The following is a 19,402-nucleotide window of genomic DNA, read 5'->3' as shown; positions in this document are numbered from 1 at the left end:
GTAGAGAATTTAATACTCAATGAAAATCAAAGAGCAAACTAGGAAGCTAGCCGCAAGCTGTACTTGAGTACGGTAAGGCGACGCTGACGTGGTTTGAAGAGATTTTCGAAGAGTATAAATGACAGAATGCTAAAGTTCTACAAATACCTTTGAGGAGATAAGTGTCATGAATGATTCTAGAAAAGAAGAAATCGACAAACTAGTGAAAGAAAAGATTTCTCACCAAAATCTTACAAAAGAAGAGTTGCAAGAGACCTATGCCAGCTTGGTGGAGAAGAATTTTCCTGATTCTAAACGAATTCATTTTATAGCTGATTTAGGTAGGAGTGCAGAAATTGCCTTTCATTTTGAGCTCATTTGCAACGATTGGGAGGAAGGAACTGACCTGAATTTTGAAGCGAGTTTTGACCAGCATGGGCAGGCGGGAATCGATTATCTTTTAGAAACTCTCAATCAAGAGGAAGTGGAGAGTCAACGCGTTTTGATTGTATATCTTCTAGCGAAAATCCTCTCCAAAGCAAGACATAGAGATTTTTATGCGTTTTCTTGCAAGCAAGTACTTCCTGTTCTAATATCTCTTTTACCTAGTTCAGAAGCTTCGAATCGTAGAAAGCTAATCATTGCCCTAGGTTGGATTGGTTCAATAGGTGAGATAGAAATCTTAGGACAACATCTCTTGACTGACCAAGATGCTCTTTGTCGTGCCTGGTCTGCCAGTAGTCTAATGCAATTATCTTTTCATCAAGTAAAAAAAGAAATCTTAATGGAAAAAACGAAGGATTTGTTTTGTGAAGCAATTACAGAAGAAAAGGACTTGCAAGCTTGCGCTCTGATGATAGAAGCAGCCCAGGTATTGTTTGGGAAAAAATGGATCCCTACATCTGCTGTGGAGAATCTGGAAATCGAAAAGATTGAGAAAGCAAGAAAATCAGCAATTAGATTTTTAAAGAAATAGTGAGACAAGGTTGTTGAAAAATCATATAGAAAAGAAAGTGCAGAAATATCAACGAAAAATGATTGTATCTAGTAGATTCAGTCATTTTTTTGATTTCTCTAGATGTTTCTGAAATATGGTATAATAGAAGCATGGCAAACAAGAATACAAGTAAAACAAGACGGAGACCGTCAAAAGCTGAATTAGAAAGAAAGCAAGCTATCCAACGGATGTTAATTTCCTTAGTCATAGCTTTTTGCTTAATGTTCGCTGCTTTGAGATTAGGAGCAGTTGGACTCACCCTCTATAATCTTATTCGATTACTAGTAGGAAGTCTGGCCTATCTGGTTATCTTTGTCGTTCTAGTCTATCTTTTTTTCTTCAAATGGATTCGGAAGCAAGAAGGTCTGATCTCAGGTTTTCTTTGCATTTTTTCAGGCTTATTGTTGATTTTTGAAGCTTATCTAGTATGGAAATATGGCTTAGAGCAGGCTGTCTTAAAGGGAACTTTAGCTCAAGTTTTGACAGATTTGACAGGTTTTCGTGTGACTAGCTTTGCTGGAGGAGGGCTTCTAGGTGTTGCCCTTTATATTCCAGTCGCCTTTCTCTTTTCAAATATTGGTACTTACTTTATCGGAGCTATCTTAATCTTGATCGGAGCTCTTCTAGTTAGTCCCTGGTCTGTCTATGATGTCGCTGATTTTCTTGGAGCACGTTTTGCCCTTTGGATGGAGCGACGTGAGCAGAAGAAACAAGAACGCTTCGTCAAACGAGAAGAAGAAAAAGCTCGTAAGGAAGCAGAGGAACAGGAAAGACTAGAAAAAGAACAAGCAGAACAAGCCTTGTTGGACATACCTCCTGTTGATATGGAAACTGGCGAGATTTTAGAAGCTCCCCCTGTTCACTTTGATGATTTACCACCTCTTCCTGAGGAAGAATGGGTAGAACCTGAAATTATTCTCCCTCAAGCAGACTATGAAGTTCCTAGCGAAGTTGACAGTCCAGAGGAAGATGAGTTCTTAGAGGAAGATGATGTTGAGGTAGATTTTTCTGCTAAAAAAGCTTTGGAATACAAACTTCCAAGCTTGCAACACTTTGCACCCGATAAGCCAAAAGACCAGTCCAAGGAAAAGAAAATCGTTCGCGAGAATATCAAGATTTTGGAAGAAACCTTTGCAAGTTTCGGTATTAAGGTAACGGTTGAACGTGCTGAAATTGGTCCATCCGTTACCAAGTACGAAGTCAAGCCAGCCGTTGGTGTGCGGGTCAATCGTATTTCCAATCTAGCAGATGATTTGGCTCTGGCCTTGGCTGCGAAAGATGTCCGTATCGAAGCTCCAATTCCTGGGAAATCCTTAGTGGGGATTGAAGTGCCTAACTCTGAAATTGCGACCGTATCTTTCCGAGAACTCTGGGAACAATCGCAAACTAAACCTGAAAATCTGCTAGAAATTCCCCTTGGGAAAGCTGTCAATGGTACAGCTCGCAGTTTCGACCTTGCTAAAATGCCTCACTTACTTGTAGCTGGTTCTACTGGTTCAGGTAAATCTGTTGCAGTTAATGGTATCATTGCAAGTATTCTCATGAAGGCACGTCCAGATCAAGTCAAGTTTATGATGGTGGATCCGAAGATGGTTGAGTTATCAGTCTATAATGATATTCCTCACCTCTTGATTCCAGTTGTGACGAATCCTCGTAAGGCCAGTAAGGCATTGCAAAAGGTTGTTGATGAGATGGAAAACCGCTATGAACTCTTTGCCAAAATTGGGGTTCGTAATATCGCTGGTTTCAATGCCAAGGTTGAGGAATTCAACGCTCAATCTGAGTATAAACAAGTACCTCTTCCTTTGATTGTCGTGATTGTCGATGAGTTAGCTGACCTCATGATGGTAGCCAGCAAGGAAGTAGAAGATGCTATTATTCGTCTTGGACAGAAGGCGCGTGCGGCTGGTATTCATATGATTCTTGCGACGCAGCGTCCTTCAGTGGATGTTATCTCTGGTCTGATTAAGGCCAATGTACCGTCTCGTGTGGCCTTTGCTGTATCTTCTGGAACGGATTCTCGAACTATATTAGATGAAAATGGTGCTGAGAAACTCCTAGGTCGAGGGGACATGCTCTTTAAGCCAATCGATGAAAACCATCCTGTTCGTCTGCAAGGTTCCTTTATCTCGGATGATGATGTTGAGCGTATTGTTAGCTTTATTAAGGCTCAAGCAGATGCTGACTATGATGAAAGCTTTGATCCCGGAGAGGTTTCTGAGACAGAAGGTGAGTCTGGCACAGGAGATGAGGGAGGAGATCCGCTATTTGAAGAAGCCAAGGCTTTGGTTATTGAAACCCAAAAAGCGAGCGCATCCATGATTCAACGTAGATTGTCAGTTGGTTTTAACCGAGCAACTCGCTTGATGGAAGAATTAGAGATGGCTGGAGTTATCGGACCTGCAGAAGGAACGAAGCCGCGAAAGGTTTTACAACAATAAAAAACGAAAAAATAGTATAAAAATGCATGGAAACTTTATTGAAAAGTTAGTCAAAAATGGTCTAACTTTTTAGATAGAGTTTCCTTTTTTATAGCGATTTCTTTAGAAATAAGGCCATCTGAAAATCGTTTCAGACTTGCCAACTAATTGGATTTTACTTTTACTAGTTTTACCTATTAAAGTATTGATTTTTTAAACTGTTTTTGATATATTAAGTTGGTATAGAAAAAATTATATGTTTATCTAGAAGTGTTTAAAAATTGAGGAGGATATTTTTTTAAAACAAAATGCAAACGCTTACTTGGTAAACTGAAAGGAACAAAAAAATCGATGGATAAAGGATTATTTGAAAAACGTTGCAAATATAGTATTCGGAAATTTTCATTGGGGGTTGCTTCTGTTATGATTGGTGCAGCTTTCTTTGGAACTAGCACTGTTCTCGCAGATTCTGCACAAACAGGTTCAACAGCGAATATGCCAGCTGATTTGGCGGCAGCTCTTGCCAATGCTAAAGAGAATGATGGGCATGACTTTGAAGCACCAAAACCTGGTGAAGATCAGGGTTCTCCTGAAGTAACTGAAGGACCAAAGACTGAAGAAGAATTGCTGGCAAAAGAAACTGCAACTGCAACAAGCTCAGCAGCTTCAGATACTATTCCTGAAGAACTACGTGGAAAACTTGATAAGGCTGAAGAAAATGGCCGCACTGCCTCAAAAGAAGAACTAGAAAAAGAAGATAAAAGCTTAGTTCCAGAAGAAGTAGCTAAAACAAAAAATGGGGTATTAAACTACGGTGCGACTGTCGAAATTAAAAGCTCTGCTGGGCTCGGTAGTGGTATCGTTATTGGGGAAAATCTCGTTTTGTCTGTTTCTCATAACTTTATCAAAGATGTTCCAGATGGCAATAATCGTAAGGTAGCTGATAATGTTGAAAGTGATGACGATGTTTATACAATTTCTTACCAAGGCGCTCCAGACGTCAAATTCAGTAAAAATGATGTGAAACACTGGGATCGTGAAGGATTTCTCAAAGGATATAAAAATGACTTGGCAATCGTTAAGCTTCGTACACCTCTTGCAAATGCACCTGTTGAAGTGACTGACAAGCCTGCTACAACTAAGGTAGGAGATAAGGTCCATGTATTTGGCTATCCAAAAGGCGAACTTGATCCGATTTTGAATACAACTGTTGAGGATATTAACAATCACGGAGAAGGTGTTCGTGGCATTAGCTATCAAGGAAGTGAACCAGGTGCTAGTGGTGGCGGCATTTTCGATGAAAATGGGAAACTGATTGGTATTCACCAAAATGGTGTATCTGGTAAACGTAGTGGAGGTATTCTCTTCTCACCTGCTCAGCTAGAGTGGATTCAAAACTACATCAAGGGTATTGAAACAACGAAACCAGCTGGTCTAGATGCTCTCGATAAACAAGTTGAGGACAAGGAAGAAAAACCAAAAGAGGATAAACCTAAGGAAGATAAGCCAAAAGCAGAAACACCAGCAGAAAATAAACCTGCTGAAAACAAGCCAGCTGAGAACAAGCCAGCAGAAAATAAACCTACTGAAAACAAGCCAGCTGAATCAAAAGAAGTTTCTCCAGAATGGAAAACAGTTGAAAATAAAGACCAACAGGGAACAGTAACAATCCGTGAAGAAAATGGAGTTCGTTACAACCAATTAGCTTCAACTGCTCAAAATGACAATGGTAAGAAACCAGCCTTGTTTGAAAAAGATGGTTTGACAGTCGATGCTAATGGAAATGCCACAGTTGATTTGACTTTTAAAGAAGAATCTGAAACTGGTAAATCTCGCTTTGGTGTCTTCATGAAATTCAAAGATACCGATAACAACGTTTTTGTAGGTTATGACCAAGGTGGATGGTTCTGGGAATACAAGTCAAATGGAAGTGGACTTTGGTACCAAGGTGGACGTGTTGCAGCACCAGTAAATGGTTCTGTCAACCACTTGACGATCAGCCTCAAATCAGATGGACAACTTAACGCAACAAACAATGATGTCAAACTTTTTGACACACTTACCTTACCATCTGCTGTAAATGACAAGCTCAAAGATGAGAAGAAAATCGTTCTTAAGGCTGGAAGCTATAGCAGTGAGAGAACCATTGTCAATGTCAAAACTGATAACCAAGAAGGTGTGAAAAACGATCAAGAAGCCGCTGAAAAAGAAAAAGGTGATACAGTAGATGATAGCAATGTCAAATACGACACTATCGAATCTACAGTATTGAAAGCAGTCATCGACCAAGCCTTCCCACGTATTAAAGAGTACGTCCTCAATGGCAACAAGCTTCCAGGTCAAGTGCAACCGATTAATCAAGTTGTGATTAATAAGCACGCTGTGACTCCTGAAGTTACCTATAAGAAGGTCAATGCAACGACTGCCGAGTATGAAATGAAACTCCGTGATGAGGAAAACCTCATCAATGCAGATATGACCGTTCGTTTGCAAGTGGTGGATAATCAACTTCACTTTGATGTGACTAAGATTGTCAACCATAACCAAGTTACACCAGGACAAAAGATTGATGACGAACGTAAATTACTTTCTTCAATCAGCTTCCTAGGAAATGCCTTGGTATCTGTTTCAAGCGATCAAGCGGGAGCTAAGTTTGATGGGGCAACCATGTCAAACAATACTCACGTCAGTGGTGATGACCATATAGAAGTAACAAATCCAATGAAAGAATTAGCCAAAGGCTATATGTATGGATTTGTTTCAACAGATAAACTCGCTGCTGGTGTATGGAGTAATTCACAAAATAGCTATGGTGGTGGTTCTTACGACTGGACACGTTTGACAGCTTACAAGAATACGATTGGCAATGCTAACTACGTGGAAATTCATAGCTCTGAATGGCAATGGGAAAAAGCCCACAATGGAGTTGTCTTCCCAGCCTACACTCAAGAACTTCCAAGTGCAAAAGTTGTCATCACGGAAGATGCCAATGCTGACCATAAGGTTGACTGGCAAGATGGTGCGATTGCTTACCGTAGTATCATGAACAACCCTCAAGGTTGGGAAAAAGTTAAAGACATCACAGCTTACCGTATCGCTATGAACTTTGGTTCACAAGCGCAAAACCCATTCCTCATGACCTTGGATGGCATCAAGAAGATTAACCTCCATACCGATGGTCTTGGTCAAGGTGTACTGCTTAAGGGATACGGAAGTGAAGGACATGACTCTGGACATTTGAACTATGCGGACATCGGTAAACGTATCGGTGGTGTTGAAGACTTTAAGACTCTTATTGAGAAAGCTAAGAAATACGGTGCCCACCTCGGTATCCACGTTAATGCTTCAGAAACATATCCAGAGTCTAAATACTTTAATGAAGATATTCTTCGTAAAAATGCGGATGGTAGCTACAGTTACGGTTGGAACTGGCTTGACCAAGGTATCAACATTGATGCTGGTTATGACCTCGCTCATGGGCGTCTAGCTCGTTGGGAAGAGTTGAAGAAAGAGTTGGGTGAAGGTCTAGACTTCATCTACGTCGACGTTTGGGGTAACGGTCAATCAGGTGACAACGGTGCCTGGGCAACTCATGTTATTGCTAAAGAAATTAACAAACAAGGTTGGCGATTTGCTATTGAGTGGGGCCATGGTGGTGAATATGATTCTACCTTCCAACACTGGGCAGCTGACTTGACCTATGGTGGCTATACAAATAAAGGTATTAACAGTGCCATTACTCGCTTTATCCGTAACCACCAAAAAGATTCTTGGGTTGGGGACTACAGAAGTTACGGTGGTGCAGCTGACTACCCACTTCTAGGCGGTTATAGCATGAAGGACTTTGAAGGATGGCAAGGACGTAGTGATTATAACGGTTATGTAACAAACTTGTTTGCTCATGACGTTATGACTAAGTACTTCCAACACTTCACAGTCAGCAAATGGGAAGATGGCAAACCAGTAACCATGACTGACAATGGTAGTACCTATAAATGGACTCCAGAAATGAAAGTCGAGTTGGTCGATGCTGCAAATAACAAGGTTGTGGTAACTCGTAAATCTAATGATGTCAACAGTCCACAATATCGTGAACGAATTGTTACACTTAACGATCGTGTGATTCAAGATGGTTCAGCCTATTTGACACCTTGGAACTGGGATGCAAATGGTAACAAGCTTGAAAGTGACAAGGAAAAAATGTACTACTTCAATACTGAAGCAGGTGCAACAACTTGGACACTTCCTAGCGACTGGGCAAATGGTAAGGTTTACCTTTATAAACTAACTGACCAAGGTAAGACTGAGGAAAAAGAAGTTGCCGTGAAAGACGGTAAGATTACCCTTGATCTCACTGCAAATCAGCCATATGTTCTCTATCGTTCTAAACAAACAAATCCAGAAATGTCATGGAGTGAAGGAATGCACATCTATGACCAAGGATTTAACAGTGAATCTTTGGATCATTGGAAGATTTCAGGAGATGCTTCTAAGGCTGAAATCGTGAAGTCTCAAGGTGCAAACCAAATGCTCCGCATCCAAGGCAATAAAGAAAAAGTTAGTCTCACTCAAAAATTGACTGGCTTGAAACCAAATACTAAATACGCAGTTTATGTCGGTGTCGACAACCGTAGTAATGCTAAAGCAAGTATTACTGTTAATACTGGTGAAAAAGAAGTAACCAACTACACTAACAAGTCACTAGCACTTAACTATGTAAAAGCCTATGCTCACAATACTCGTCGAAGCAATGCAACAGTTGATAACACAAGTTACTTCCAAAATATGTATGCTTTCTTCACAACAGGTTCAGATGTATCAAACGTAACCTTGACCTTGAGTCGTGAAGCAGGCGATGAAGCAACTTACTTCGATGAAATTCGTACCTTTGAAAATGAATCAAATATGTACGGTGACGGTCACGATACTGCAACAGGCGTCTTCAAACAAGACTTTGAAAATGTTGGTCAAGGTATCTTCCCATTTGTTATCGGTGGTATCGAAGGTGTTGAAGACAACCGTACTCACTTGTCTGAAAAACATGGACCATACACACAACGTGATTGGAATGGCAAGAAAGTTGATGACGTTATCGAAGGAAATTGGTCACTCAAGACAAATGGTCTCGTAAGTCGTCGAAACTTGGTTTACCAAACAATTCCACAAAACTTCCGCTTTGAAGCAGGCAAGACCTACCGTATTACATTTGACTATGAAGCTGGATCTGACAATACTTACGCCTTTGTAGTCGGTAAGGGAGAATTCCAATCTGGACAAGCAGGTAATATGGAAGTGCATGAATTGCCAAATACTTGGACAGATTCTAAGAAAGCGAAACGTGCAACCTTCCTCGTAACAGGTGCAGAAACAGGCGATACATGGGTAGGTATCTACTCTACAGGCAATGCAAGCAACACTCGCGGAGACTCAGGTGGTAATGCTAACTTCCGTGGCTACAATGACTTCATCATGGACAGACTGCAAATCGAAGAAATTGTCTTGACTGGTAAGATGATGACAGAAAATGCTGTCAAGAACTATCTTCCAACTGTTGCTATGACCAACTACACTAAAGAAACAATGGATGCTTTGAAAGAAGCTGTCTTCAACCTCAGCCAAGCAGACGATGATATCAGTGTAGAAGAAGCTAAGTCTGAAATTGCTAAGGTCAATGCTCTTAAAGACGCTTTAGTGATGAAGAAAACAGCTCTTGTAGCAGATGACTTTGCAAGTCTTACAGCTCCTGCTCAGGCTGGTGAAGGTCTTGAAAATGCCTTTGATAGCAACGTGTCAAGTCTATGGCATACATCATGGAGCGGAGGAGATGTTGGTAAACCTGCAACTATGGTCTTGAAGGAACCAACTGAAATTACTGGCTTCCGTTACGTTCCACGTGGTTCAGGATCAAATGGTAACTTGAGAGATGTCACTCTTGTGGTTACTGATGAAACAGGTAAGGAACATACCTTCAATGCAACAAATTGGGCTAACAATAATAAACCAAAAGATATTGACTTTGGTAAGACTATCAAGGCTAAAAAGATTGTTCTAACTGGAACAAGAACCTACGGTGATACTGAAAACCAATATCAATCAGCTGCAGAATTGATCTTTGCTCGTCCACAAGTTGCTGAAACTGGTCTTGATACTACAGCCTATGAAGCAGCCTTGGCAAAAGCTCAAAAATTGACTGATAAGAGTAATCAAGAGGAAGTAGCAAGTGTTGTTGCCAGCATGAAATTTGCAACAGATAATCATCTCTTGACAAATAGAATGCTTGAGTACTTTGCAGATTATCTCGACCAATTGAAAGACCAAACACCTACTCCAACTCCAGATCCAGAACCAACTCCAGAACCTAAACCTGAAACTCCAACTTCAAGCAAGGGTGACGAAGCTGCGCCAGTTGTTGACCTTCCAGAATTCACAGGTGGTGTAAATGGTGTTGAAGCCGCAATCCATGAAGTACCAGAGTTTACTGGAGGTGTGAATGCAGCTGAAGCCGCTGTTCATGAAGTTCCAGAATACAATGAAGTTGAGGGAACCGCAGGAAATGAAGTAGCTATCCACGAAGTTCCAGAATTTACTGGAGGTGTAAATGGAGCTGAAGCCGCTGTCCATGAAGTACCAGAGTATACAGGTGTGATTGGAACAGCAGGTGATCAAGCCGCACCTACTGTAGAAAAACCAACTGAAGGTGTTCGTGTCTTGTCAGATAAGACTACAGGAGTTGTAGTTGCAGGACTAGCAAGAGATTTGGCTACAGATCTTAATCTTAAAGTTCAAAAAGTAACAGACCAAAGTCTACAAGGTGTGAAATTTGATGCTTATGCTCTTCATTTAGTTGATAAAGATCAGCATGAGGTTCAAGCGAAGGGTGTAGTGCTTGTTCGACTTCCAGTTTCTAGTGAAGTAGCTGGAGTATACTACACTGCATCAGGTGAGGCAGTAAGCTTTACAAATGGTCAAGGTACAGTTGAGTTTACAACTAGTCAGCTAGGACATTTTGCAGTAGTTTATAAACAAGTTTCTAAACCACAAACGCCATCAGTAGGAGAACCAGGTCATAAACCACAAACTCCATTAACTGACGAACCTAGAGGTCAAGTACAGACTCCATCAACAGAGAAACTGGATCATAAACCACAAAATGCAGCAGTACAAAAACTCGATCAGAAATCAGATGATACTGCTAAACCAGAAATGAAGGAAGTAGCAGCTAAACAAGAAGCGAAGGATAAACTTCCAGAAACTGGTACTAGCAAGTCAGATCATCTCTTCTTCCTTGCCAACCTCAGTCTAGCAATGTCTGCTCTATTTCTTGCAAAAAGAAAAGAAGATTAAAAAATAAAAAGTTTTCAATAAAAGAGAGCTTAAAACTCCACAATCACTGTCGTGGAGAAAAAGAAAACCCAGAGAGGACCCTCTAGGTCCTCTCTTTTTCTAAAGGGGAATGAGAGCGCTTACTACTTGTGAGCGTATGAAAGGAAATAGGAAAAAATGGGAAAACATTTTTTTGAGAAACGGTGTCATTACAGTATACGTAAATTTACAATCGGCGCAGCTTCTGTTATGATTGGTGCTAGCATTTTTGGTGCTGGTGCGGTTCAGGCTGCTGAAACAGAAGGACCTGCAGAGACAGAAGGTACGGTAACACAAGCTCAGCCTCTGGATAAACTGCCAGCAGATATAGCAGCAGCTATTGAAAAAGCAGAAGCAAGTGCTGGAACTGTAGATGAACAACCTGCAGCGTCAGAAACTGAAGCAACTGCAGCTGAAACAACTACTCCAAAACCAACTGAAACTCCTGCTCCTAAGGAAGAAGTGGCTTCAAAACCAGCTACAAATCCTAAAGAGGAAGCAGCTTCTGAGGCGAAACCAGCTGGAACTCCTGCGACTAAAGACGTAGTAGATACGCCAGATGTCAATCATTTAGAAAAAGCTTCTGCTACAGCATCAAACCATGAAGCCAACACACAATACACAGCAGAAAAGGCGATTGACGGAAAACCTGATACTCGTTGGGCAACTGACCAAAACGTTGAGAAACCAACAATCGAATTTACTCTTGAAAAGACAACAGTGATTAAGCATGTTGAGATTGATTGGGACCGCCGCGTTCGTGGTGAACAAAATGATCCAAATATCAAATCATGGAATCTCTATTACGCTGGCCAGGATGATGTGAATGGTTCAGGAGTTAAAGAATGGAAGTTGGCTTATCAAAGAACAGGGAATCCTCTTCTTGATGAAAAAATTGACTTGAAAGAAGCTATCCAAGCTAAATACCTCAAACTTGAAATTACAGACTATCAAGCTGGTACAATGAATTGGAAAAATGTTGGGATTCAAGAAATTCGTGCCTACTCAAACATTCCAGACGCTAGCAAACCAACAGATATTCGCCAAGTCACAGAATTAGCGGTTGCTGAAGATGGGAAATCACTTGTTTTACCTAAATTACCAGGTCAAGTCAGCTTGATTGGTAGCAACAAACAGGGTGTTGTTGACCTAAATAACAAAATCTATAAACCCTTAACAGATCAAACTGTTAAGGTCATGGTCCAACAAGTCAAGGATACTCATACCTTCACAAAAGAATTTGAAGTCCTTATTAAAGGCTTACATGCAGACGAAGGCGTTGGCACTAAGCCAGCAGTTGCTCCAGCAGTTCAACAATGGTATGGAACTGAAGGCAAAACTTCTATTACAGCTGATACCGTGATTTCAGTTGGCGATTCTGGATTTGGTCAAGAAGCTAAATTCTATCAGACTGACCTTGAAAGTCGTGGGCTAGAAATCGCTACAGGTGATCAAACAGCTCAAAAACGAATTGAATTTAAAAAGGTTGAAGATAAGGGTTATGGTAAAGAAGGCTATGGTATCACTGTAAAAGATGGTGTTATCACTGTAGAAGCTGCAACCAACGCAGGAGCCTTTTACGCAACTCGTACTCTTCTACAAATGGGCGAAAATGATTTGCAAAATGGAGAAATCCGTGACTTTCCAAGCTTCAGCCACCGTGGCTTTATGCTAGATACAGGTCGTAAGTTTATCCCTTATGATACACTTGTAGATATCATGCTCAACATGGCTTACTACAAGATGAACGATCTTCAGTTGCACTTGAATGATAACTATATCTTCTTAAAAGATCACTTGGCTGGTAAAAATCTTTCTCAAGATGAAGAACTAGACTATGTCCTCAAAAAAGCTAAGACAGGCTTCCGTGTAGAGACTGATGTTGTAGGTAAAAATGGTGAAAAATTAACATCAAAAGAGCACTACACCAAGGAAGAAATGCAAGATATTATCAAGTGGGCAAAAGCTTTGCATATCAACCTTGTTCCTGAAATTGACACTCCAGGTCACGCCCTTTCATTTGTTAAAGTTAGACCTGACCTTATGTATAAGGGACGACTAAGCACTAACAAGCATAATGTAGAGCGCGTGGCTATGCTAGATTTGGATAACAAGTACGAAGAGACACTTGCTTTTGTCAAATCAGTCTATGATAAATTGTTAGATGGAGAAGACGCACCTCTCCATGGCGTATCTACAGTTCATATCGGTACAGATGAATATTATGGAAATCCAGAAAGCTATCGTCGCTATGTCAATGATATGATCCAGTACATCAAAGGCAAAGGCTTAACACCACGTATTTGGGGTTCCCTCAGTGCCAAACAAGGAACTACGCCGGTCGATTGGAAAGATGTAGAAGTCGATATTTGGAGCATTGGATGGCAACGTCCAGCTGCCGCAATTGCTCAAGGTGCTAAGATTATCAATATCACAGATATTCCAACCTATAGTGTTCCAAGTGGTAGCAATAGTCAAGGTGGATATGGAGATTATGCAAACTATGAAACTCAATACAATCGCTGGACACCAAATGATTTCTCAACAGGTGGAGGACCACGTCTAGAAGCCTCTAATCCAAATATCCTTGGTGGTGGTCATGCGGTCTGGAATGATAACATTGACCTCCATGAAACTGGACTCACTTCTTACGATATCTTTAAACGCTTCTTCAAGAGTATGCAATCAACTGCAGAACGCACTTGGGGTTCAGACCGTGCAGCCAAGACCTATGCAGAACGTGTTCAACCAGCAAGTGTTTATGCACCACAATCTAACCCAGATAAGACCGTAGCTGAAGAAGACTTGTTCAAGATCAATCCTGATACTGTCAAAGATTATCTTGCTAAGAAAGTACAGAAGACTGAAGCAGGTTTGAATTTCGAAAAAGATAGCACTATCGAAGGCCTAGTTGGTGATGCTGGACCAAGTCATGTCTTGAAATTGGATGTGACAGTGACTGGTGATGGCGAGCAAACCTTCTCAACAAGTGGAAACAATCAACTCTATCTTGCGGACAAAGATGGCTACCTTGCCTATACTTTTGAACAATTTCATATTCAATTTAACAAGAAACTTGAAAAGAACAAACGTTATCAAATTTCTGTTGTAACCAAACCTCAAGTGACTGAAGTTTATGTGGACGGTGAAAAGGTTGAACGAATTGCAAATCCAGCTAATCCACGTTTGGCCCATAATAGCTTGGTACTTCCACTTGAAACAATCGGTGGCTTTAAAGGAATCTTGCATAGTGCTGAGTTGTCAAATGAAGCATTTGTAAACCCACGTTTGATTCCAAATGACCATTTTACAGTTTCTGCAACAAGTCAAGAATTACCAGGAACCAATGCAGAAGGTCCAGTCGAAAAAGCCTTTGACAATGATCCAAATACTTTCTGGCATTCAAAATGGTCTGGTCATCAGGCTCCATTTACAGTGGCAATGAACTTGAAAGCAGCTGAAACAGTGAATGGCTTGACTTATCTTCCACGTCCAGGTGGAGGCAACGGTGTTGTGACATCTTATGAAATCTATGCTCAAAAAGATGGTCAAATGGTTAAAGTTGCTTCAGGAACTTGGGAAAACAATGCCAAAGAGAAAACAGTTAACTTTGATGCCATTGAAACCGATAAGGTAGAATTTAAAGTTCTAGCTGGTGCTGCAGGATTTGGTAGTGCTGCAGAAATTCAACTTCTTAAACCAGTTTCTTCTAACAAGATGGAAGAGCCAGTTAGTCCAGAGAAACCTGTGACACCAGAAAAACCTGAAACTCCAGAAAAACCTAAAGTTGAGGAAATGGGCGATGGTACAACTGAACTTGCTGATAGCTTTGTAGCTACGAAACCTACAAGTGACGAAGCAGTTGCCGCAGCAGCTCAAAGTCAGGATTATCTCAAGAAAGAGTACAAGGTCTTCCCAACACCACAAAAAGTAACTTATGATGAAGGTGTTACGAAACTCCATAAACAAGTCAATCTTGTCATGGGCGATCAATTAGATATCTATACTCGTAACCGCTTGAAGAGTGTCCTACAAGATCATCAAATCTCTTACACAAGTAGTCAAACAGCAGTGGCAGGTGCTACCAACATCTACCTTGGTGTTCATGGCCAAAATTCACAGGCTGAAAAAGAAGTATCTGGTATTTCTCAAGGACTCTTTGATAAGATTGATGCCTATGCCTTGTCTATCAAGAATAATACAATCTCTATCGTCGGTAAGGATACAGATGCTGTCTTCTACGGTTTGACAACTCTCAAACACATGCTTAATGAAAGTGAAGCTCCAGTCTTGCGTAACGTAACAGTTGAAGACTTTGCTGAAATTAAGAACCGTGGCTTTATCGAAGGATACTATGGTAACCCTTGGAGCAATGCTGATCGTGCTGAGTTGATGCGTTATGGTGGTGACTTGAAGTTGACCCAATACTTCTTTGCACCAAAAGACGATCCATATCACAACAAGAAATGGCGTGAACTTTATCCAGAAGAAAAATTAGCTGAAATCCGTGAATTGGCACGTGTCGGAAACCAAAACAAGACTCGTTATGTTTGGACCATCCACCCATTCATGAACAACCGTATCCGTTTTGGTAACGATGCTGACTACCAAAAAGACCTTGAAACTATTAAAGCTAAATTCACTCAATTGATGGATGTCGGTGTTCGTGAGTTCGGTATTTTGGCCGATGACGCTCCAAGTCCAGTTGGTGGCTACAATAGCTACAACCGCTTGATGAAGGACATGACAGACTGGTTGACTGAAAAACAAGCAACTTATGTTGGTCTTCGTAAGGAAATGATTTTCGTTCCAGGTCAATATTGGGGTAATGGACGTGAAGATGAGTTGAAATCTCTAAATGAAAACCTTCCAACTTCAACTTCTATGACCCTTACTGGTGGTAAGATTTGGGGTGAAGTATCAGAAAACTTCCTTTCTAACCTTAAGAACAACCTGACTGCAGGTGGTAAGACCTACCGTCCAGTTTCTCTATGGGTAAACTGGCCTGTTACAGATAACTCTAAACAACACTTGATTTTGGGTGGCGGTGAGAAATTCCTTCATCCGAATGTAGACCCTAGTCTCCTTTCAGGTATCATGTTGAACCCAATGCAACAATCTGAGCCATCGAAGATTGCCCTCTTCTCTGCAGCTCAATACGCATGGAAACAATGGAAATCAGAAGAAGAAGCTAAGAAAGTAAATGACATCGCCTTCAACTTTGTTGAAAACGGTAAGTTTACAGATAGCGAAGCATCAGTTGCCTTCCGTGAGCTTGGTAAACATATGATCAACCAAAACATGGATGGTCGTGTTGTGAAATTGGAAGAGTCTGTTGAACTAGCACCGAAATTAGATGCCTTTATGACTAAGCTAAAAGCTGGTCAAGATGTCGGTGCAGAGCGTGAAGGATTGCGTGCAGAATTTGCTAAACTAAAAGCAGCAGCTCAACTTTATAAAGCATCTGGTGATGAAAAGATGCGTGCTCAAATCCACTACTGGTTGGATAATACCATCGACCAAATGGACGCCTTGAGTGCTCTTCTTGATGGTACAGAAGCTATCGAAAAGAACGATTCTGCAAAACTTTGGGATAGCTACTATAAGGGCTTGAAACTCTACGAACAATCACAAACTTATACCTTCCATTATGTAGACCATGATGAGAGAGCTGAGTTGGGTGTTCAACATATCCGTCCATTCTTGCTTGGACTTCGTGAAATCCTCGCAACAGAAGTTCAAAAAGCCTTGCATCCTGACCAAGTCCTTAGTACCTTTATCACGAACCGTACTGGTGTCGAAGGTGGATTGGCTGAGGTGACTGATGGTGATTTAGGAACACATGCTTTGATCAAATCACCAAACAGCATTCAAACTGGTGACTACATTGGTTTGAAATTTAACAAGGCTGTTCCAGTTCAAAACTTGACATTTGCAATGGGAACTCAAGCAAATCCTCGCGATACCTTCAACAACGCTAAGGTTGAATACCTCAATGAAAATGATGAGTGGGTAACCCTTTCAGAACCAAGCTACACTGGTAATGAGCCTCTGCTTAAATTTGAAAACCTCAACATCAACGCCAAAGCTGTTCGTATGATTGCGACTTCAGATCGTGGAAATACTTGGTTTGCTGTACGAGAAATTGCTGTTAACCGCCCTGTAGAAGTTACTCGTGCTAAACAGTCAGCCACTGTGACTATCAGTCCAAATCTTATGTACAAGTACAACACAACAGTTGGTCAGATTACAGACGGACGTGATAATACTGAAGCCATGCTTGCAAATGCTGATAGAACAGACACAACTCCAGTAAATGGTTGGGTACAACTTGACTTGGGTGAAGTTAAACCTGTGACCAAGGTTCGTTTGGTTCAAGGATCAGGAGATAAATTGGCAGAAGGTGTTCTTGAATACTCTGCAGATGGTAGCTCATGGCAAGAGTTGGATCGCTTGACTGGTGAACAAACAAAAGAAATCGAAACTCCAATTTCAGCTCGCTACGTTCGTGTTCGCAATACTAAGAACATCAACCTATGGTGGCGTATCGCTGACTTCTCAGTTGAAACACGTGCAGGCAATAGCGAATTGACTGATACAAACGTTGAGAGCTTGAAGTCAACTCCAGTTTATGACAGCCTAGGCCGTTATGACCTTCAAATTCCAAGCGGAACTAAGCTTCCAGCTAATAGCTACTTGGGTATGAAGCTTGATCGTCTACACCAAGCTGAAAGCATTCAAGCACTTGGTACAGAAAATCCATCTCTCAACTTGGAATACTCTCCAAATGCCCAAGAATGGTATCCAGCTAATCAAGTGACTGATAAGTCCTTGGTACGTTATGTTCGTCTGGTTAATAAGACTGACCAAGAACAAGCAGTGACAGCAACTTCTCTACTTGTTCAGACAAAAGAAGTTCAGCCAACCACACTTGATTCTACATCAATGGGAATCCACCCAACATACGGTAGAAACGACGTTCGTAAGATCAAGAACTTGGATCAATTGTTTGACGGTGTCTACAATAACTTTGTAGAGTTCTCAGACTATGCTCGTAAAGACGGTCATATTACCTTGAAACTTGGTAGCGAACGTGATATTAAGAAGATTAGAGCTTACATCCAAGACGGCACTCAAAACTATCTCCGTGATGGTAAGATTCAAGTCAGTCAAGATGGCAAGACTTGGACAGATGTTGTGACAGTTGGTGACGGTGTTGCTAATGAAACACGTGATGACTCCTTGACAGATGGCTGGACACATGATTCTAAGATGCCAGGAAATCGCTATATCGAGGGTGAACTTTCAAGCCCAGTTAAAGCCAACTATCTCCGTGTTCTATTTACAGCAGACTATGATGCTCGTTTTGTAGGCTTCACTGAGTTGGTGATCAATGATGGCGAATTCGTGAAACCAATCAATGACCCAACTGTAGAAGGAAACAGCGGTGAAAGCCAAGGCAACCTTTACACTAATCTTGTAGATGGTAAAGTCTTGACAAGCTACAAGGCTGAGAAAGAACAAGGTGAGCTTGTTTACCACTTGTCAGAACCAACAGATGCTAACCATATCCGACTTGTTTCAAGTATTCCTCAAGGAGTTACTGCACGTGTGTTTGCTCGCACTTTGAAAGCAGATAGAGACGGAGCTTGGACAGATCTAGGAGCAATTACCTCAAGCTTCCAAACATTTGCAGTGAGAGAAAAAGCGCCATTGTTAGATGTCAAAGTTGTTTGGGAAGGTGGCAAACCTGAGTTTTACGAAATGACGACCTTCCACCAAGAGCTTCCAGAAGAACCAGAGAAACCAGCTTTAACTACAAGCAAGGGTGATGAGCCAGCACCAGTAGTAGAAGTCCCAGAATTTACTGGTGGCGTAAATGGTGATGAAGCAGCTGTTCATGAAGTTCCAGAATACACTGAAGGTATGGGCACAGCAGGTGATGAAGCAGCACCAGTAGTAGAAGTCCCAGAATTCACAGGCGGCGTAAATGGTGTCGAAGCGGCTATCCATGAAGTTCCAGAGTATACTGAAGCTACGGTAGAAGCAGACAAGATTCCAGCACCAGTAGTAGAAGTCCCAGAATTTACAGGCGGTGTCAATGGAGCAGAAGCAGCTGTCCATGAAGTCCCAGAATATACTGGTGGGGTGAATGGTGTCGAAGCGGCTGTCCATGAAGTCCCAGAGTTCACTGGTCACGTAAATGGATCAGAAGGAACTACTCACGAAGTTCCAGAATTTACTGGAAGTGTGAATGGTTCAGCCCCAACTACACGTGAAACTCCAGCATACACAGATGAGCAGTCTCTTGTAGCTCTTGCTATGTCACAAGATAAGACCTACCAAGCACCTGCAAGTCATCCATACAAGCTCCCAGAAACAGGTACTAAAGAAAATGCTGGCCTTGCAGCCGTTGGTGTTGTAGGTGCACTTCTTGGTCTCTTTGCAATGGGAAAGAAAAAAGACGACGAATAAGATGATGTAAAAGCATCTAAGTCATAGAGATTGGATCAAGAGACTAATCTCGAATATAAAAAGCGGACAAAACTAGTTTTCTGATAAACAGAAGCTGGTCTTGTTCGCTTTTTCTTAAAGTGATACTCTTCGAAAATCAAATTCAAACCGCGTCAACGTCGCCTTGCCG

Annotated in this window: 4 protein-coding genes; all 4 read left to right on the top strand. The window is 41.3% G+C overall.

All coding sequences use genetic code 11. The annotated features are described in order from the left end of the window. Positions 1-166 precede the first annotated feature (166 nt). The 4 genes from TZ96_RS09095 (at position 167) to TZ96_RS09075 (ending at position 19,233) form a co-directional block, all read left to right on the top strand. Complete coding sequence (locus TZ96_RS09095; protein WP_045763800.1) at positions 167-955, top strand: HEAT repeat domain-containing protein; 789 nt, start codon at positions 167-169, stop codon at positions 953-955. A gap of 131 nt (positions 956-1,086) precedes the next feature. Next, entirely contained in the window at positions 1,087-3,417 is a 2,331-nt protein-coding gene (locus TZ96_RS09085; RefSeq protein ID WP_075230484.1) for a DNA translocase FtsK, read from the top strand. Between the two features lie 330 nt (positions 3,418-3,747). Further along, a complete protein-coding gene (locus tag TZ96_RS09080; protein ID WP_080936319.1) occupies positions 3,748-10,740 on the top strand; it encodes a SpGH101 family endo-alpha-N-acetylgalactosaminidase in 6,993 nt (2,330 codons plus the stop codon). Between the two features lie 156 nt (positions 10,741-10,896). Beyond that, positions 10,897-19,233 carry an SIALI-17 repeat-containing surface protein gene (locus tag TZ96_RS09075; protein WP_045763797.1) on the top strand — a complete coding sequence of 2,779 codons (8,337 nt, stop codon included), beginning with the start codon at positions 10,897-10,899 and terminating at the stop codon, positions 19,231-19,233. Positions 19,234-19,402: the final 169 nt, after the last annotated feature.

Source organism: Streptococcus infantis (assembly GCF_000963255.1).
Classification (GTDB): domain Bacteria; phylum Bacillota; class Bacilli; order Lactobacillales; family Streptococcaceae; genus Streptococcus; species Streptococcus nidrosiense.
Note: the sequence above shows the minus strand (reverse complement) of the source record. Positions and strands in the feature narration are given on the sequence as shown.